The sequence below is a fragment of the Agromyces cerinus genome, assembly GCF_016907835.1.
In the GTDB taxonomy this organism is placed as follows: Bacteria; Actinomycetota; Actinomycetes; order Actinomycetales; family Microbacteriaceae; genus Agromyces; species Agromyces nitratus.
In genome coordinates this window covers 3,929,066-3,946,166 of the sequence record NZ_JAFBCT010000001.1, presented here as the reverse complement: position 1 = coordinate 3,946,166, position 17,101 = coordinate 3,929,066, and the positions used below count along the sequence as shown (strand labels likewise).

The following is a 17,101-nucleotide window of genomic DNA, read 5'->3' as shown; positions in this document are numbered from 1 at the left end:
GATGTCGTACCTGAACAAGGCCGCACTGCGGTCGAAGACGGGCTTCTGGCCCAACAACCGCGGCACGATCCTCGGCGTCGCGGCGTTCGCGGTGGTCATCGCGATCATCCCGTTCACGGCGAGTTCGTCGATGATGAACATCGCGGTCTTCTCGATGATCTTCGCGCTGCCCGCGATCGGCCTGTCGCTGCTCATGGGCCTCGCCGGGCAGGTGAGCCTCGGCCAGGCGGCATTCTTCGCGATCGGCGCGTACACGCACGCGATCCTGCTGCAGAAGTTCGAGATGCCCGGCCCCGTCGCTGCGGTCGGCGGGGTCGTCGCGGCCATGCTCGCGGCGCTCCTCATCGGTCTGCCGATGCTGCGCCTGCGCGGCCACTACCTCGCGCTCGCGACGCTCGGGCTCGGCTTCATCGTCATGATCGCCGTGCGCGAGTGGGAGTTCACCGGCCGCACGACGGGCATCTACGGCTACGGCCGGCCCGAGGTCTTCGGCGTGCCGATCGACAACAACGGGCTGTTCTTCTGGTTCGTCGCGCCGTTCGTGCTCATCGGCCTCGTGCTCGCACTGAACCTCACCCGCTCGCGGGCGGGCCGGGCGCTCTCGGCGGTCAACGACTCCGAACTCGCGGCCGAGTCGCTCGGCGTGAACACGTACGCACTGCGCGTGAAGGTCTTCACCCTCTCGGCGGGCTTCGCGGGCCTCGGCGGTGTCTTCTACGCCTACCAGGTGCAGATCGTCTCGCCGCAGGTCGCCGAGTTCCACGTCTCGGTCGAGCTGCTGCTGATGGTCGTGCTCGGCGGGCTCGGCTCGGTCTGGGGCGCGGTCGCCGGCGCGTTCATCGTGGAACTCCTCTCCGAGGGGCTGCGCGACCTGATTCCCGCGATCATCCCCGGCGCGACGGGCGAGGTGCAGCTCATCGGCTACGGCCTCGTGCTGATCCTCGTGATCATCCTGCTGCCGGGCGGGCTCTACCAGGTCGTGAAGTCGGCATGGGCGGCGATCACGAGGCGGCGAGCGGATGGCTCGACGAAGCCCTCCCCCGCTGCTGACGCCGACGGCGGCTCGGGCGACGTGGCCACCCGCGCGTTCGGCGGCCTGCCGGGTGAGAACCCGGCCGGCGCAGGCCTCGACGAGGTCACGGATGCCGCGGCATCCGATGCCCGGATTCCGACCGTGTCGACGCCGGTGGCCGTCGGCGAGCCGATCCTCGAGGTGTCGGGGCTCACGAAGCGCTACGGCGGCGTGGTCGCCGTCGACGATGTGACCCTCACGGTGCCCGCCGGGCAGATCATGGGCCTCATCGGTCCGAACGGCGCGGGCAAGACGACATGCTTCAACATGATCACGGGGGCGATCGCGCCCACGTCGGGCACGGTGCGATTCCTCGGCGAGGAGATCCAGGGCCGCAAGCCGCACGTCGGAGCAGAGGCCGGGCTGACCCGCACGTTCCAGAACCTGCAGGTGTTCTCGTCGACCGATGTCGTCGGCAACGTCTACATGGGCCGCTACCGCAAGGGCCGGGCCGGCATCCTCCGCGGCATGTTCGGGCTGCAGGGCCGCGAGCAGTACGCGCACGAGGAGATCGCGCACGACATCCTCGACTCGATGCGCCTCGGCGACGTCGCGGGCCTCGCCGCCGGCGATCTGCCGTTCGGCCGCCAGCGCATGATGGAGGTGTGCCGGGCGCTCGCCGCCGAGCCCGCGCTGCTGCTGCTCGACGAACCCATGGCGGGGCTCTCGGGCAGCGAGCGCGAACTGCTCGCGCAACTGCTGCGGTCACTGCGCGACGCCGGGCTCACGATCGTGCTCGTCGAGCACGACGTCGCCCAGGTGATGGCGCTCGCGGACTCGGTCGCGGTGCTCGACGACGGCGTGCTCATCGCGCACGGCGATCCCGAATCGGTGCGCAACGATCCGGCGGTCATCGTCGCCTACCTCGGCACCGATGCCGAAGAGGCCGAGGCCGAGCTGAAGGAACTGGAGGACCAGTCATGACCCTCGCAGTCGACCGCCTCGATGCGGGCTACGGTAAACTCGCGATCCTGCACGAGGTGAGCCTCTCGGTCGCACCCGGCGAGATCGTGACCGTGGTCGGCTCCAACGGCGCAGGCAAGACGACGCTCCTGCGGGCGCTCAACGGCCTGATCCGACCGACCGCCGGCACCGTCACGATCGACGGCGTCGACATCACGGGCAGGCCGACCGAGAAGATGGCGGCACTCGGGCTCACCCACGTGCCCGAGAACCGCCTCTGCTTCCCGACGCTCTCGGTGCGCGACAACCTCATGCTCGGCGCGTGGAGCCGCGGCGGCAAGGGCGACCTCGCCGCCGTGCTCGAGCTCTTCCCGCGGCTGCAGCCGCGGCTCGGGCAGGCGGCGGGCACGCTCTCGGGCGGTGAGCAGCAGATGGTCGCGATCGGTCGGGGCCTCATGGCCGCGCCCAAGGCGATCATGCTCGACGAGCCGTCGATCGGCCTGGCGCCGAAGGTCGTCGCCGAGATCATGAAGGTGCTGACCGAGCTGCGCGGGCGCGGCATGGCGGTGCTGCTCGTCGAGCAGAACGTGCGCGCCTCGTTCGGCATCGCCGATCGCGCGGTCGTCATGCAGCGCGGCCGGGTCGTGCTCGAGGGCACGCCGGCCGAGCTCGTCGAGCTGCCCGAGGTGCGCAACGCCTACCTCGGCGGTGCGGCGGCGTGACCGTCGGCTGAGCGGCACCGCGGCGGTTAGGCTTCCGGGTCATGGGCACACGGACCAAGATCCGCATCACCGCGACCGGGATCATCGCCGCGGTCTCGCTCTCGCTGCTGACGGCGTGCTCCTGGGGTCCGGAGAGCGCGGCAGCCGGTGTCCAGCGCGCGCTGTTCGGACTCCCCGGTGTGAAGTTCGCGAGCGCGACCGTGAACGGCAACGGCGTCACCTCGGATTTCGGATGGGATGCCAGGGTCACCATGGAGCCGAACGCGGAGGACGACCAGTACGTGGAGGTGGTGCGGGTCTGGAATGAGCATTCCGCGGGCGGACGCTCCGAGAACGAGACCACACTCATGGTCGAGGCGATCGGCGAGTACGACCGTGTGCCGAGGTTCGAGATCGGCACCGGCGTCGACGATCGCACCGCCGTCTTCGAAGCCGAGCGGTGGCGAGCGCTCGTCGACGACTTCGAGCGAGTCCACGTCGTGCTCGAGCACGACTGGCGGGCAGACGAGCCCGGGTTCCGGCGGACCGTGCGGGTCGACGGTTCGTACTCCCCCGAGCAGCAGGCCGCGCTCGTCGCCGCGTTCAACGACGAGTACGAGCGCCAGCCTGCTCATGCGGCATCCGAGACGTCGATCGAGCTCCGTCCCGGTGGGATCCTCCCCGGCGGGGCGACCTGGGTCGATCTCCCCATGCCGAACGAGCAGATCGAGCAGGTCGCCGCGTTCCAGGCGCCCTTCGATCGGGCCCGACCCCTGGGCGGATCCGTGTTCAAGTTCGAGTGGCTGACGCCCACGCAACCCTACGACGGCGAGGCACCCGAACCGCAGGAGTTGGCGGTGGCGATCCGTCTCACCGACCTCTCGCCCGACGAACTCGCACCCGGCGAGTGGGAGAGCCGGTTCCGCGAGACGGCGAGGTGGTCCATCATGCTCGACTTCGCAGACGCGGTGCCCGCTGACGCCGTCGGACTGAGTGTCGTGATCGGGGCCGCTCGGATCAACGCCTCGGACTGCGCCCCCGACCCCGATGACCCGGTGAGCGCCGGGCTGTGGACCGACTGGCGGAAGCGCGTCGGCATGCCGCCCGATGGGCGCTGCGACACGCCCTGACCCGGCATCCGCCGTTCTGCACCTTCAGTCGAGCAGCGCGACGATCTCGTCGTAGCCCTTCGCCCGGGCGTGCTCGAGCGGGGTGACGCCGTCGCGGTCGGCGATCGAGCGATCGGCCCCGCCCTCGAGCAGCACGCGCACCGTCTCCTGGTGGCGCGGCCCGCCGTCGCCGAGGATCACGGCCTCGAGCAGCGACGTCCAGCCGAGGTTGTTGACGTGGTTCACGTCGATATCGGTCTGCAGCACGCGCTGCAGGTACTCGACGTGGGCGCGCTCGCCCGCGGGGATGACCGAGATGCCGCCGAAGCGGTTGACGATCGTGAAGTCGGGGTCGGCCGGCAGCAGCACCTCGGCCATCGCGACGCTTCCCGTCACGCCCGTCACGAGCCACGGGGTGTCGTGCCGGTCGTCGAGGGCGTCGGGGTCGGCACCGGCCGCGACGAGCAGCTTCGCGGCCTCGACGTGATCACCCGTGACGGCGAGCAGCAGCGCCGTGCGCCGTCGCTCGTCTCGGGCTTCGAGGTCGGCGCCCGCGCGGATCGCGAGGTCGACCGTCGCCGTGTCGCCGACGGAAGCCGCACTGAGCAGGGTTCCGTCGGGGTCGGGCAGCTGGGGGGTCTCGGTCTCAATCTCGGTCATCTGGACATCCTCTCGTGAAGGTGCGGATGGGGGTGGGGTCGTCGGGCGCGATGCGGCATCGACCTGCGTGCTGCAGCCCGCGAACAGCAGCGCCGCCGCGATGATCGCGAGAGCGCTGCTGCGAGATCGACGCGTCAGGCCCACGGCGACCCGACGACGTCGTACGGGCCGGAGGGCGCGGGCTGCTCGTCGAACTTGCTGTCGACGGCGAGCAGCCGGCCGTGCAGCATCTTCGCGGTCGTGTACACGCGTTCGGGGTCGCTCGCTCGCTGGACGACCCGGCGCACGGCGTCGCCATCGGCCGAGATCCGCATCGTCGCCACCATCTTCGAGAAGTTGCGGAGGACGGTGAGCTGGTTGCCCTCCCGCACGAGGCCGTCGGCGTTCACGAGGTCTGCGCCCTGCGTGTCGATCTCCGAGACCACGCCGTCGGCCGTCGCGAAGCGCCACAGCCGGCCGGTGTTGCCCTGCGCGACGACGAAGGCGCTGCGGTCGGCCGAGAGCACGATGCCGCCGAGGTTGAAGCCCGCGACGCGATCGATCGTGCCCGAGGCATCCGCCCACAGCTCGGCCGACCAGCTGTCGCCCGCCGCGGCGACGCGGAAGATCTGCGGGTCGTTCGAGTTGGTGAAGTAGGCGGCGCCGTCGGCGCCGATCGCGACGTCGTTGAGGAACGCGTCGGGGGTGCCGGGCACGCGCAGTGCGGCGAGCAGCTCGCCGTCGTGCGAGTACACCCACAGGTCGGGGCGGTCGGGGTTGCCGATGCCGTTCGGTCCGCCGGCGATGTAGACGTTGCCGGCGCGGTCGACGGTGACGCCGCGAGCGGTGTACCTGCCGTCGGTGCCGTCGCCCGCGAGCCATTCCTCCCCCTCGGCGTCGCGAGCACCGCCGCGGTGGATCTCGCCTCCGGTGACCTCGCTCACGTAGAACAGGCCCCGGCGCTCGTCGACGCCGATGCCCTCGAAACGGGAGCCGGCTTCGTCACCCGGCAGCACGTACCGGTCGGGGCTCTGGCCGTGGCCGCCGCGCTCGGAGGCGGCAGCCTCGCCGGCTCCGGTCGTGACGGTCGCGGTCGTGATTCCGGCCGCGAGGCTCGCTGCGGCGAGCGCGGTTGCGATGATGCGCTTCATGGATCTCCCCATCTCTGGCGCGCCGGGTTTCGGCGCTGTTCCAGACTCCGCCGGCACGGTGGGTGCCGGCGTCCGGAGATCGGCTGCCATCGGATAGCCGATCGGATGATGCCGGTCTTCGCGCGGCCTGCCTAGGCTGGGGCGATCATGACCGTCTCCGACCGCACCGGCGTCCGCGGCATCCTCGCGCCCGTCGCCCGACTCGACCGCTGGCTGCAGCTCGTGTTCATCGTGCTCGTCGTCACGTCGGCCGTGCGCTACCTCGAACGGCACGGGCTCGGTGCCGACGGGGTGCTCGTGCTCATCGGCGCCGCCCTGCTCACGATCGCGTATTCATTGCGACCGCTCCTGCCGACGCGCTCGTGGTGGCCGACCGCCTGGGTCGTCACGGTCACCGTGCTCTGGGCACTGCTGACGCTCGCGGCCCCCTCGTTCGCCTGGTGCGCCGTGCCCCTCGGGTTCGCCGTGCTGCAGGTGCTGCCGTTCCGCGGCGCGGTGACCGTCATCGTGCTCATGACGGCGCTCGTGACCGCGGCCGAGCTGCGCATCGCCGACGGCATCGACCCCACCGTGATCGCCGGTCCGATCGGCATCGCGGTGGTGACCGTGCTCGTCTACCGGGCGCTGCAGCGCGAGTCGGCCGCGCGGCAAGCCCTGCTCGACGAGTTGACCGACGCGCAGCACGAGCTGCTGCAGGCGCAGCACCGAGCCGGCGCGCTCGCGGAACGGCAGCGGCTCTCACGCGAGATCCACGATTCCGTCGGGCAGAGGCTGGCGAGCATCACGCTGCTGCTCGCGGCGACCGCGCAGGACTGGGATCGGCGGCCCGATCTCGCGCGCGACCACGTCGACGTGGCCGCCGCGACGGCACGCGACGGACTCGGCGAGGTCCGCCGAGTCGTGCACGGGCTCCCGCCCGTCGAGCTCGCCGACGACACCTCGGGCGAGGCGCTGCCTGCTGCACTGCGTCGCCTCATCGACGAGTCCGGCGGGCCGGACGCCCGCCCGGAGATCGGCCTGTACGTGCACGGCGACCCCGTGCCGCTCGCCGCCGACGTCGCGGGGGCCGTGCTGCGCTCGGCCCGCGGTGCGCTCGCGAACGCCGTCGAGCACTCCGGAGCCGACCGCATCGCGGTCACCCTCACCTTCCTCCCCGACGAGGTGCGACTCGACGTGCGCGATGACGGCCGGGGTTTCGACGCCGGCACGGTCGCCGATGCGTCGACCACCGCGCAACCCGGTCGTGCCGGACGGGGCCGCGGTCTGCAGGGCATCCTCGATCGCGCCGCAGGGCTCGGCGGGCGGGCCTCCATCGAGAGCTCCCCCGGCGATGGCACCACGGTGTCGGTCGAGCTGCCGCTGGAGGGCGAATGAACGTGCGCGTCGTGCTCGTCGACGACCATCCCGTCGTTCGCGCCGGGCTCTCGGCGCTCATCTCGGGAACCGACGACCTCGAGGTCGTCGGCGAGGCGCGCGACCTCGCGACGGCGCGGTCGGTCGTCGCGGCGACGCGACCCGACGTCGTGCTGATGGACCTCGACCTCGGCGAGGGCCCCGGCGGCGCCGCCGTCACCTCCGAACTGCGAGCGCTCGACGACCCGCCGCGCGTGCTCGTGCTCACGACGTACGCCACCGAGGCCGACATCCTGCGCGCACTCGATGCCGGGGCGAGCGGTTACCTGCTGAAGGATGCCCCTGCGCCCGAGCTGTTCGCCGGGATCCGGGCGACCGCTCGAGGCGAGACGGTGCTCGCGTCCTCGGTCGCGGCCACGCTCGTGCGCCGCGCAGCCTCGCCCGGCCCCGTCGTCACCGAACGCGAGGTCGCCGTGCTCGAGCTGCTCGCACAGGGCCTCGGCAATCGCGAGATGGCGAAGGAGCTCTTCGTCTCGGAGGCGACCGTGAAGTCGCACCTCTCGCACATCTACACGAAGCTCGGCGTCGACACCCGGGCCGGCGCGGTAGCCGCCGCGATGGAACGGCGCATCATCCGCCGCTGATCCGCACCGGCGCTCCGATCGGTCACCGCGCTCCGGCCTTCTCTCCGTCGTTCGCTGCGGCGAGCGCCGCGAGGTACTCGCGCCAACTGCGCACGCCGCGTTGCGCCCCGTCGGCGGCGAGATTGTCGCCGGCGCGGTACGCTCGGCCGACCGCACCGGGCATCCGGATCGGCACTCGGCCCCGGCGTGCGGCGCCGTGCACTTCGCGGTAGCCCGCCACGAGCGCCGGGACGTCAAGCACCTCGGGCCCGGCGAGATCCGCGACCCGACCCGCCGGATCGCCGAGCGTGAGCTCGGCCAGGCGGGCGGCGACCTCGTCGCGATCCACCGGCTCGAAACGCAGCCCTCCCGGCACCGGCAGGAACGGCAGCTTCGCCATGCCACGAACCACCGGAAGCACGAAGTCGTGCAGCTGGGCGACGCGCAGGATCGTCCACGGCACGCCGGAGGCGGAGATCGTGGCCTCTGCCTCGGCCTTCGCACGGAAGTACCCGATGGGCATTCGGTCAGCTCCGACCACTGAGATCAGCACGAGATGACGCACACCCGCGTCGCGTGCGGCCCGCGACAGCTGCGCCGCGGCGAGGTCGTCGCCCTTGGCACCGCCCGCCAGGTGGAGCACGACGTCGACGCCGGCGAGGGCTGCGTCGAGTCCGCGTCCGCTGACGGTGTCGCCTTCGACATACTGAAGTCCAGGTGCATCGTCGCGCGGATGCCTCGACAGGATCCGCACGTCTCGACCGGCGTCGCGGAGCAGCGGCACGACGCGGCCCCCGATGTTGCCGGTGCCGCCGGTCACGAGCAGAGGTGCATGCATGGTGAAGTTCCCTTCGTGTCACATTCGAGGAGAGCTCCTCGTCGAAACCATGACGATCGACCTCGAGGAGATGTGACATGACGGATCGACGAATGCTCGCCCGCCGGTTCGAAACCGAGCGCCCGCGCCTGCGTGCCATCGCGACGCGGCTGCTGGGCTCGACCGCCGACGCCGACGACGCGGTGCAGGAGACATGGCTTCGGCTCGAGGGCGTCGACGTCGGCCGCATCGAGAATCTGTCGGCATGGCTCACCACCGTCGTCTCCCGAGTGAGTCTCGACATGCTGAAGGCGCCGCGACGGAGCCGTGAGCACTCGTGGCAGGTCCAACCGTGGCGTGACGAACCCGTCGCGGTGGACGTCGACCCCGCCGAATTCGCCGCGCAGGGTGAGCGGGTGAGCGTCGCGCTCCTCGTGGTGCTCGAGACACTCAGTCCAGCCGAGCGGATCGCACTCGTGCTGCACGACGTGTTCGGGCAGTCGTTCGAGGAGATCGCGATCGTGCTCGACCGCACGCCCGCGGCGGCCCGCCAGCTCGGCTCCCGCGCACGACGACGGGTGCGCGGCGCCGAGGAACCGCACCGGCCTGACCGCGCCCGCGGCCGGCGGATCGTCGAGTCATGGCTGGCCGCGGCGGAGTCCGGCGACCTCACTGCGCTGCTCTCGCTGCTCGACGACGGCGCAGTACTGCATGCGGACTACGGCGAGACGAGCCAGGTCGTGGAGGGTGCCCGGGCGATCGCCGAGCAGGCAATGCTGTCGGGGCGACTCGCCGCGCATTCGACGCCGATTCTCATCGACGGCCGGCCCGGGGTCGCCGCCGTCATGCACGGACGGCTCGTGTCGATCATGGCGTTCGATCTTCACGGTGAGCGGATCGTCGGCCTCCGAGTGTTGGCCGATCCGGCCCGCCTGGAACGGCTCGGCGTCGCCGCGGCCATCGAGCCGCCCGCGGAATGAGCCGTGCGATCGTCAGCCCTTGCGCTTGCGCACCTCGGGCACGGTCAGCTCGGGCACCGCGCGCAGCATGAAGCGGTCGAAGTCGGGCACGGTGAAGGCGGCGTAGCCGTGCTCGGGCGTGTAGAGCAGGCCCATGTCGATGAGCTCTGCACGGGTCGGACCCACCTGGGTCGACTCGCGCCCCATGACCCGCGCGACGTCGGAGGCCTTCTGCGGCGCCGAACCCAGCTCCGCCATCGCCCGCATGTAGGCCGTCTGCAGCGGCGTGGCGCGATCGAGCCGCACCCTGAAGAACGAGCCGTCGAGCTTCGCCTCGTAGGCGTCTCTCGCGATCTCGACGTCGTCGCGATGCACACGATCGTCGGATGCCACGCCCCACACCTGGTAGCCGAGCTCCTGGATGAAGTAGGGGTATCCCTGTGTGATCTCGACGGCGAGATCGACGGCGTCCTCGTCGTAGACGACTCCCTCGACGAGCGCGGGCTCGATGAGCGCCTTGCGAGCGTCGTCGCTCGAGAGCGACCCGATCCGCGGAAACTTGAACAGGCGCTCGGCGTACGACTTCGCGTCGCCCGCGAGCTCGGCGATCTGCGGCAGACCCGCGCCGACGAACGTGATCGGGAGCTTGCGCTGCACCGTCTTGTGCACCGCCTGGATCAGCGCTTCGAGTTGCGAGCGCCCGAGGAACTGCACCTCGTCGATGAGCAGCGCGACGCCGCGCCCCTGCTCGGCGGCCGCTTCGCCGAGTGCGACGAAGACGTCGGTCAGGTCCATCGACAGGTCGCCGTGGTCGCCGAGCCCCTCGGCAGGCGGAACGTCCCAGGACACGCTGAACGTGCCCTGCTGATCGACGGACACCGCGAACGCGCTCAGCACTTCGGCGGCGCGCCGGCTTCGCTCGGTCCATCGGGCTCGGGGAGAGAGCCGGAGGAGGGCGGCCTTCAACTGCGAGAACATCGACTGCCGGAACCGGGCGTCGTCGTGCTTCGCCGCCTCGATCTCGACGACCTCCCACTTCGCCGCGCTCGCGATGTCCATGAATTGGCCGAGCAGCACCGTCTTGCCGACGCCCCGGAGTCCGGTGATGATCATGGACTGTTCCGTGCGCCCGCGTTCGAGCCGCCGCAGCAGCACCCGGAAGGAATCGAGTTGGTCGTCTCTGCCGACGACGATCTCGGGGGCAGCACCGGCGTTCGGCGTGTAGGGGTTGCTGATGCTGTCCATGCACGAGATCTTAGAGCCTTTACCAAGCTTTATCGAGGATCGGTAAAATCGACTAAAGACAGTTGACGTGCAGATAGACTGACGGAACGGTGCGAGCGCGAGGAGGGTGAATGATCTTCAGCCTCGCCCTGTTCGGTGCGCTCGCCCTGGTCACGCCACTCCTCACGAAGTGGCTCGGACGTCGGGTGTTCGCCGTCATCGCGTTGCTGCCGGCCGCCGTCTTCGTGCTGCTGCTCACCTGGCTGCCCGGGGTGCTCGCCGGCACCCCCGTCGTCGAGATCGTGCCGTGGATCCCCACCCTCGACATCGCGCTGAGCTTCCGGCTCGACGCCCTCGCGCTGCTCCTCGCCCTCATCGTCACGGGCGTCGGCGCCCTCGTGCTGCTCTACTGCATGCACTACTTCGCCGACGACGAGCCCGCGCTCGGCCGGTTCGCGGCGTTGCTCCTCGCCTTCGCCGGCGTCATGTTCGGCCTCGTCACGGCCGACGACGTGTTCATCCTGTTCACGTTCTGGGAGGCGACGAGCGTGCTCTCGTACCTCCTGATCGGCCACTACACGGGCCGGAAGGAGAGCCGCGGTGCCGCGCTGCAGGCACTGACCGTGACGACGTTCGGCGGGCTCGCGATGCTCGTCGGCCTCGTCATCCTCGCCGTCGACGGCGGCACCACCTCGCTCTCCGAGCTCGTCGCCCACCCCGTGACCGGCACGGCCGGCGAGTGGGCGATCGCGCTCGTGCTGCTCGGCGCGATCTCCAAGAGCGCCCTCGTGCCGTTCCACTTCTGGCTGCCGGCGGCGATGGCCGCGCCCACGCCGGTGAGCGCCTACCTGCACGCCGCGGCGATGGTGAAGGCGGGCGTCTACCTCGTCGCCCGCCTCGCCCCCGGCTACGCCGACCTCGATGTGTGGCATCCGATCGTCATCGGACTCGGCGCGCTCACGATGCTCGTCGGCGGCTGGCGAGCGCTGCGTCAGTACGACCTGAAGCTCCTGCTCGCCTACGGCACCGTGAGCCAGCTCGGCTTCCTCGTCATGGTCACGGGCTTCGGCACCCGCGACGCAGCACTCGCAGGCGTCGCCCTGCTGCTCGCCCACGCCCTCTTCAAGGCGACGCTCTTCCTCGTCGTCGGCGTCGTCGACCACGCCGCGGGCACTCGCGACTGGCGCAAGCTCTCGGGCGTCGGCCGGCGCATGCCCGTGATCGCGACGATCGGAATCGTCGCCGCCGCATCGATGGCGGGCGTGCCGCCGCTGCTCGGCTTCGTCGCGAAGGAGGCGGTGTTCTCCGCCTTCCTCGAGGCGGTCGCCGCGGGCGACGGGTGGGCGTGGATCTCCCTCATCGCGGCCTTCGCCGGCTCGGTGCTGACGGTCGCCTACTCGGTGCGCTTCGTCTGGGGCGCCTTCTACTCCAAGAAGGATGTCGCGGACTGCCCGCTGCACGCTCCGAGCCCCGCGATCGCGGTGGCGCCCGGCCTCCTCGCCGCAGCCAGCGTCGTCGCGGCGTTCGCGATCCCGTTCATCGAGCCGCTGCTCGCGGCCTACGCCGACGAACTGCCCGGCGGCCACGACTACCACCTGGCCCTCTGGCACGGCCTCGAGCCCGCCCTCGCGATCTCGGCCGTCGTCTTCGCCCTCGGTGCACTGCTCGTGTGGGGCCGCCAGCGGGTCGCGCGCCTGCAGGCCGCCGTGGCGCCGGTGCTCGACTCGGCCCGCGGCTACCTCGGCATCGTGTCGGTCGTCGACCGGCTCGCGGCGACGGTCACGACGACCATCCAGTCGCGGGGCCTGCCCGGTTACCTCGCGATCATCGTCGCGGTCTTCATCGGCGGCCTCGGCACGCTGTCGATCCTGAACACCTCGTGGCCGAGCGAGATCCGGCTCTGGGACTACCCCGCGCAGCCGTTCCTCGCCTTCGTCATGGCGGTCGCCGCGATCGCCGCGGCCACGGTGCGCCAGCGCATGACGGCGGTGCTGCTCGTGAGCGTCACGGGCTACGGGCTCGTGCTGCTCTTCGGAATGTCGGGCGCCCCCGACCTCGCCCTCACGCAGGCGCTCGTCGAGACCATCGTGCTCGTCGTCTTCGTGCTCGTGCTGCGGCGCCTGCCCAAGCAGATCGCCCAGCGCAACCCGCCGGTGCACAAGCTCGCGCGCGGCATCATCGGCGCCCTCGCCGGCATCGTCATGGGCGTGCTCGGCCTCGTCGCCCTCGGCGCCCGCATCGAACCGACGATCGCCGAGGGCCTGCCCGCCCTCGCGCTCGAGGCGCACGGCAAGAACATCGTGAACGTCATGCTCGTCGACATCCGCGCGTGGGACACCCTCGGCGAGATCTCGGTGCTCGTCGCGGTCGCCACCGGCGTCGCGAGCCTCATCTTCGTGTCGGGCCGCACGGGCGGCGCCCCTCGTCTCGACCATGTCGAGGGGCTCGTGAACCGCCGCGACCGGCTGCGGCCGGTGCCCGAGCCCGCGTGGTCGATCCGCGCGCCCCGCACGAGTCTCGCCGACACCGAGGGCGAGACGGATGCCGCGGGCGAGGCCGCCGAGACCCGGCAGACGTGGCTCCTGGCGGGCCGCACGATCTCGCCGCGCAACCGCTCGATCCTCATCGAGGTGCTCGTGCGCCTGCTCTTCCACCCCGCGATCATCGTGTCGGTGTTCCTCCTCTTCGTCGGGCACAACGCCCCGGGCGGCGGCTTCGCCGGCGGCCTGCTCGCGGGCCTCGCCCTCGTCGCGCGTTACCTCGCCGGCGGCCGCTACGAACTCGGCGAGGCCGCGCCGGTCGACGCGGGGCGCCTGCTCGGCACCGGCCTGCTGCTCGCTGCGGGCACCGCCGCCGGTTCGCTGCTCTTCGGCGGCCCGGTCTTCGAGTCCGCGTGGTTCGAGACCGAGGTGCCGCTGCTCGGCACGATCTCGATCGGCACCTCGACGCTCTTCGACATCGGCGTCTACCTCGTGGTCGTCGGCCTCGTGCTCGACATCCTGCGCTCCCTCGGCGGCGAGGTCGACCGCCAGGAGGAGCGGCAGACGGCCGACGACGGCGACGGCGACTTCACGACGGGCGACGGCGAGGGTACTGCCGAGCACCGTGAGGGCGTCGAGCACGCCGACGGCGCCGAGTACAGCGGCGATGCCCGCCTGCCGAACCGCGAAGGGGCAAGCCGATGACCGCCTCACTGACCCTCGTGGTGCTCATGGCAGTGCTCTTCGGCGCGGGCGTCTCGATCATGCTCGAGCGCAGCCTCACCCGCGTGCTCATCGGGTTCCTGCTCGTCGGCAACGCCGTCAACATCCTGATCTACCTCATGAGCGGGGCGCCGGGCCTCGCACCGATCCTGGGCGAGGGCGTCGACCCCGAGACCATCTCCGACCCGCTCCCCCAGGCCTTCGTGCTCACGGCGATCGTCATCAACCTCGGCATCACGGCGTTCATGCTCGCCCTGATCTACCGCTCGTGGTGGCTCGCGCAGCTCGGTGCGAAGGGCGACCTCGTCGACGACGAGGCCGACATCGCCGAAGACGCCGAGGAGGCGGCCGACCTCATCCGCAGCTCGGCGGCCGACGACCAGGCCATTCAAGACCTCATCGACGCGAGTGACGAGGAGCCCGACGAAGACCTCGACGACGCCCTCGAGCTCGAGGCATCCGCTCGCGACCGAGACGATGAGGAGGCCAAGCCATGACCGCCGTACTCGTGCCCCTCGTCGTGCTGCTGCCCCTGCTCGGGGCGGCCACCGCGCTGATCCTCGGCCGCCACCGCCGCGCCCAGATGGCCGTGAGCCTCGGCGTGCTCGCCGCGGTCACCGTGATCGCCGCGGTGCTGCTCGTCTCGGTCGACGCGAACGGCCCGGCCGTCGTCTACGTCGGCGGGTGGGATGCCCCGTGGGGCATCACCCTCGTCGTCGACCGCCTCTCGGCGATCATGCTCGTCATCTCGGCGATCATGCTGCTCGTCGTGCTCGTGTACTCCGTCGGGCAGGGCATCGCCGACCAGCATCGCGAGACGCCGGTGTCGATCTTCCACCCCTCGTACCTGATCCTCTCGGCGGGCGTCTTCAACGCGTTCATCGCGGGCGACCTGTTCAATCTCTACGTCGGCTTCGAGATCCTGCTGTCGGCGAGCTACGTGCTGCTCACGCTCGGCGGCACGGGCGAGCGCATCCGCGCGGGCGTCACGTACATCATCGTGAGCCTCGTCTCGTCGCTCTTCTTCCTGAGCGCCATCGCCCTCATCTACGGGGCGACCGGCACCGTCAACATCGCACAGCTCTCGGTGCGCCTCGCCGAGCTGCCCGGCGACGTGCAGCTCATGCTGCACCTGCTGCTGCTCATCGCCTTCGGCATCAAGGCGGCGGTCTTCCCGCTGTCGTTCTGGCTGCCCGACTCCTATCCGACGGCGCCTGCGCCGGTCACCGCGGTGTTCGCCGGCTTGCTCACGAAGGTCGGCGTCTACGCGATCATCCGCACCGAGACGGTGATCTTCACCGAGAGCGACGTCACGGTGCTGCTCATGGTGATCGGCGGGCTCACCATGCTCATCGGCATCCTCGGCGCGCTCACCCAGGCCGACATCAAGCGATTGCTCTCGTTCACGCTCGTGAGCCACATCGGCTACATGATCTTCGGCATCGCGCTCGGCACCCAGCTCGGCTACACGGCCACGATCTACTACGTCGTGCACCACATCACGGTGCAGACGACGCTGTTCCTCACCACCGGTCTCATCGAACGGTTCGGCGGTGCGACCTCCATCAACCGGCTCGCGGGACTCCTGAAGGCCTCGCCGCTGCTCGGCGTGCTGTTCTTCATCCCCGCACTGAACCTCGGCGGTATTCCGCCGTTCTCGGGCTTCCTCGGCAAGACCGGACTCTTCCTCGCGGGCGGCGAGGAGGCCGCGGCCGACCCCGCGAACGCCTGGCTCGTCTGGATCGTGATCGCCGCCGGCGCCATCACCTCGCTCATCACGCTCTACGCGCTCACCCGCTTCTGGAACATGGCGTTCTGGCGCGGCCGGCGCGAGCTCGAGGGCTACGAGTCGGTGCTGCTCGGCTCGGTGCTCGAGGCCCCAGAGGGCGCCACGGTCACCGCGACCCGCACCACGCCGGTGCTCATGGTCGTCGCGACGAGCGCGCTCGTCATGCTGACGGTCTGCCTCACGGTGTTCGCCGGGCCCCTCTTCGAGCTCACCGGACGTGCCGCGGCCGATCTGCTCGATGCCGGCGCTTACGTCACCGCCGTCTTCCCTGGAGGCATCCGATGACGCATGCTGCAGCGGATGTCTCGCGCTGGCGCTCGGTATGGCGGCAGTTGCCGCTGCTCGTCGCCCTCGTCTTCCTGTGGGTGTTCCTCTGGGATCAGGTGACCGTGCTCACCGTCGTGACCGGCATCCTGCTCGCGATCGGCGTGACCCGCGTGCTCTACCTGCCGCCGGTGCTGCTGAGTGGCCGCTTCAACCCGTGGCGGGGCCTGCTGCTCGGCCTCCGCATGATGTTCGACGTCACCGTCGCGTCGCTCCAGGTCGCCGTGCTGGCGATCGACCCGCGGTGGAAGCCGATGAACTCGATCATCGCCGTGCAGCTGCTCACCCGCTCCGATCTCGTGACCACGCTGACCGCCGAGGCGATCTCGGTCGTGCCCGGCACGGTGGTCGTCGATATCGATCGCGAAAGGGGCCTGCTCTACCTGCACGCCCTCGGCACGCGCACCCCGGCGGACATCGATCGGGTGCGCAGCGCCGTGCTCGGCACCGAGGAGCGCATCGTGCTCGCGATCGGCACGCACGCGCAGGCGGTCTCGGTGCGCGAGGCCCGTCGCGAACGCCGGGCGCTCCGCTCGCAGACGAAGGGAGCCGGTTCATGACCTTCATGCAGATCGTCAGCCTGCTGGCAGGCATCATGTTCGGCATCGGCGCGCTCGCGGCCGTCTACCGCATCATCCGCGGTCCGTCGATCCTCGACCGGGCCCTCGCGACCGACGTGCTGCTGGCCATCGCGATCTGCGCGCTCGGCGCCGAGATGGCGATCAACACGCACACCGACACCCTCGTGGTCATGCTCGTGCTCGCGATGTTCGCGGTCGTCGGCTCGATCTCGATCGCGCGGTTCATGGCGAAGCAGGACGCCTCATGAGCGCCGCCGAGATCGCCGTCGGGCTGCTGATCCTGGTGAGCGCGTTCCTCTCGATGGCAGCGGGAATCGGCATCGTGCGGTTCCCCGACGTGCTGACCCGGTTGCACGCCGCGACGAAGCCGCAGGTGCTCGGGCTCGCGACCGTGCTCGTCGCGATCGTCGTGCAGGTGCCGACCTGGGGCGTGCTCACGACCGTGGTGCTCGTCATGACGTTCCAGCTGCTCACCCAGCCGATGACCGCGCACATGCTCGGCCGCTCGGCCTACCGCAGCGACCACGTGCGCCGCGACCTGCTGATCGAGGACGACCTCGATCGCGACATCGCCGAGCACGACCAGACCGGGCGCTGAGCCGAACTCGATCGAGGATGCTCCGCGGCCGCTCGCAGGTCGGTCGGCGGGGCGG

General features: G+C 70.7%; 16 protein-coding genes. 12 read left to right on the top strand and 4 right to left on the bottom strand.

Annotated features, from left to right (window positions below; genetic code table 11):
• Position 1 precedes the first annotated feature (1 nt).
• The 3 genes from JOE59_RS18430 to JOE59_RS18420 are packed head-to-tail and all read left to right on the top strand — an operon-like array spanning position 2 to position 3,806.
• Positions 2–1,996, top strand: coding sequence for a branched-chain amino acid ABC transporter ATP-binding protein/permease (locus tag JOE59_RS18430; protein ID WP_204463162.1), 1,995 nt, complete (start codon positions 2–4; stop codon positions 1,994–1,996).
• Entirely contained in the window at positions 1,993–2,697 is a 705-nt protein-coding gene (locus JOE59_RS18425; RefSeq protein ID WP_204463161.1) for an ABC transporter ATP-binding protein, read from the top strand. The genes JOE59_RS18430 and JOE59_RS18425 overlap by 4 nt, the downstream gene beginning before the upstream one ends.
• 41 nt (positions 2,698–2,738) lie before the next feature.
• Positions 2,739–3,806: a hypothetical protein gene (locus JOE59_RS18420; protein ID WP_204463160.1), complete on the top strand. Its 1,068-nt coding sequence runs from the start codon at positions 2,739–2,741 to the stop codon at positions 3,804–3,806.
• A 24-nt stretch (positions 3,807–3,830) separates the two neighbouring features.
• On the opposite strand, the gene JOE59_RS18415 is transcribed toward JOE59_RS18420, so the two are convergent.
• Both JOE59_RS18415 and JOE59_RS18410 read right to left on the bottom strand, forming a co-directional pair.
• The gene (locus JOE59_RS18415; RefSeq protein ID WP_204463159.1) at positions 3,831–4,445 is read right to left on the bottom strand and encodes an ankyrin repeat domain-containing protein; all 615 of its coding nucleotides are present in this window, start codon (positions 4,443–4,445) and stop codon (positions 3,831–3,833) included.
• A gap of 134 nt (positions 4,446–4,579) precedes the next feature.
• Positions 4,580–5,575 carry an SMP-30/gluconolactonase/LRE family protein gene (locus tag JOE59_RS18410; RefSeq protein WP_204463158.1) on the bottom strand — a complete coding sequence of 332 codons (996 nt, stop codon included), beginning with the start codon at positions 5,573–5,575 and terminating at the stop codon, positions 4,580–4,582.
• Positions 5,576–5,722: 147 nt separating this feature from the next.
• Between JOE59_RS18410 and JOE59_RS18405 the strand changes: the two genes are divergently transcribed.
• The gene (locus tag JOE59_RS18405) at positions 5,723–6,949 is read left to right on the top strand and encodes a sensor histidine kinase (protein ID WP_204463157.1); all 1,227 of its coding nucleotides are present in this window, start codon (positions 5,723–5,725) and stop codon (positions 6,947–6,949) included.
• Complete coding sequence (locus JOE59_RS18400) at positions 6,946–7,572, top strand: response regulator (RefSeq protein WP_204463156.1); 627 nt, start codon at positions 6,946–6,948, stop codon at positions 7,570–7,572. Before JOE59_RS18405 ends, JOE59_RS18400 begins: the two co-directional genes overlap by 4 nt.
• Before the next feature lie 22 nt (positions 7,573–7,594).
• On the opposite strand, the gene JOE59_RS18395 is transcribed toward JOE59_RS18400, so the two are convergent.
• Positions 7,595–8,389, bottom strand: a complete 795-nt coding sequence (locus JOE59_RS18395) for an SDR family oxidoreductase (RefSeq protein WP_204463155.1) — start codon at positions 8,387–8,389, stop codon at positions 7,595–7,597.
• Positions 8,390–8,466: 77 nt separating this feature from the next.
• Here JOE59_RS18395 and JOE59_RS18390 point away from each other — a divergent pair, with 77 nt between their 5' ends.
• The gene (locus JOE59_RS18390; protein WP_204463154.1) at positions 8,467–9,348 is read left to right on the top strand and encodes a sigma-70 family RNA polymerase sigma factor; all 882 of its coding nucleotides are present in this window, start codon (positions 8,467–8,469) and stop codon (positions 9,346–9,348) included.
• A 12-nt stretch (positions 9,349–9,360) separates the two neighbouring features.
• Here the strand turns inward: JOE59_RS18390 and JOE59_RS18385 are convergent, their stop codons facing one another.
• Complete coding sequence (locus JOE59_RS18385; protein ID WP_204463153.1) at positions 9,361–10,572, bottom strand: ATP-binding protein; 1,212 nt, start codon at positions 10,570–10,572, stop codon at positions 9,361–9,363.
• A 110-nt stretch (positions 10,573–10,682) separates the two neighbouring features.
• On the opposite strand from JOE59_RS18385, the gene JOE59_RS18380 reads away from it, so the two are divergent.
• Genes JOE59_RS18380 through mnhG form a run of 6 tightly spaced genes read left to right on the top strand, consistent with a single transcriptional unit; the run spans position 10,683 to position 17,046 of the window.
• Entirely contained in the window at positions 10,683–13,736 is a 3,054-nt protein-coding gene (locus tag JOE59_RS18380) for a Na+/H+ antiporter subunit A (RefSeq protein WP_204463152.1), read from the top strand.
• A complete protein-coding gene (locus JOE59_RS18375; RefSeq protein WP_204463151.1) occupies positions 13,733–14,251 on the top strand; it encodes a Na(+)/H(+) antiporter subunit C in 519 nt (172 codons plus the stop codon). Before JOE59_RS18380 ends, JOE59_RS18375 begins: the two co-directional genes overlap by 4 nt.
• Positions 14,248–15,828 carry a Na+/H+ antiporter subunit D gene (locus JOE59_RS18370; RefSeq protein ID WP_204463150.1) on the top strand — a complete coding sequence of 527 codons (1,581 nt, stop codon included), beginning with the start codon at positions 14,248–14,250 and terminating at the stop codon, positions 15,826–15,828. Before JOE59_RS18375 ends, JOE59_RS18370 begins: the two co-directional genes overlap by 4 nt.
• A complete protein-coding gene (locus JOE59_RS18365) occupies positions 15,825–16,427 on the top strand; it encodes a Na+/H+ antiporter subunit E (protein ID WP_239560398.1) in 603 nt (200 codons plus the stop codon). The genes JOE59_RS18370 and JOE59_RS18365 overlap by 4 nt, the downstream gene beginning before the upstream one ends.
• The gene (locus tag JOE59_RS18360) at positions 16,424–16,696 is read left to right on the top strand and encodes an MrpF/PhaF family protein (protein ID WP_239560396.1); all 273 of its coding nucleotides are present in this window, start codon (positions 16,424–16,426) and stop codon (positions 16,694–16,696) included. The genes JOE59_RS18365 and JOE59_RS18360 overlap by 4 nt, the downstream gene beginning before the upstream one ends.
• Positions 16,693–17,046 (top strand): monovalent cation/H(+) antiporter subunit G, encoded by a 354-nt coding sequence (gene mnhG, locus JOE59_RS18355; RefSeq protein WP_074259783.1) that lies wholly within the window; start codon positions 16,693–16,695, stop codon positions 17,044–17,046. Before JOE59_RS18360 ends, mnhG begins: the two co-directional genes overlap by 4 nt.
• Positions 17,047–17,101 lie beyond the last annotated feature (55 nt).

Coding starts and splice junctions, on each gene's coding strand:
- JOE59_RS18430 (WP_204463162.1), top strand. CDS start 2: ATGTCGTACCTGAACAAGGCCGCACTGCGGTCGAAGACGGGCTTCTGG.
- JOE59_RS18425 (WP_204463161.1), top strand. CDS start 1,993: ATGACCCTCGCAGTCGACCGCCTCGATGCGGGCTACGGTAAACTCGCG.
- JOE59_RS18420 (WP_204463160.1), top strand. CDS start 2,739: ATGGGCACACGGACCAAGATCCGCATCACCGCGACCGGGATCATCGCC.
- JOE59_RS18415 (WP_204463159.1), bottom strand. CDS start 4,445: ATGACCGAGATTGAGACCGAGACCCCCCAGCTGCCCGACCCCGACGGA.
- JOE59_RS18410 (WP_204463158.1), bottom strand. CDS start 5,575: ATGAAGCGCATCATCGCAACCGCGCTCGCCGCAGCGAGCCTCGCGGCC.
- JOE59_RS18405 (WP_204463157.1), top strand. CDS start 5,723: ATGACCGTCTCCGACCGCACCGGCGTCCGCGGCATCCTCGCGCCCGTC.
- JOE59_RS18400 (WP_204463156.1), top strand. CDS start 6,946: ATGAACGTGCGCGTCGTGCTCGTCGACGACCATCCCGTCGTTCGCGCC.
- JOE59_RS18395 (WP_204463155.1), bottom strand. CDS start 8,389: ATGCATGCACCTCTGCTCGTGACCGGCGGCACCGGCAACATCGGGGGC.
- JOE59_RS18390 (WP_204463154.1), top strand. CDS start 8,467: ATGACGGATCGACGAATGCTCGCCCGCCGGTTCGAAACCGAGCGCCCG.
- JOE59_RS18385 (WP_204463153.1), bottom strand. CDS start 10,572: ATGGACAGCATCAGCAACCCCTACACGCCGAACGCCGGTGCTGCCCCC.
- JOE59_RS18380 (WP_204463152.1), top strand. CDS start 10,683: ATGATCTTCAGCCTCGCCCTGTTCGGTGCGCTCGCCCTGGTCACGCCA.
- JOE59_RS18375 (WP_204463151.1), top strand. CDS start 13,733: ATGACCGCCTCACTGACCCTCGTGGTGCTCATGGCAGTGCTCTTCGGC.
- JOE59_RS18370 (WP_204463150.1), top strand. CDS start 14,248: ATGACCGCCGTACTCGTGCCCCTCGTCGTGCTGCTGCCCCTGCTCGGG.
- JOE59_RS18365 (WP_239560398.1), top strand. CDS start 15,825: ATGACGCATGCTGCAGCGGATGTCTCGCGCTGGCGCTCGGTATGGCGG.
- JOE59_RS18360 (WP_239560396.1), top strand. CDS start 16,424: ATGACCTTCATGCAGATCGTCAGCCTGCTGGCAGGCATCATGTTCGGC.
- mnhG (WP_074259783.1), top strand. CDS start 16,693: ATGAGCGCCGCCGAGATCGCCGTCGGGCTGCTGATCCTGGTGAGCGCG.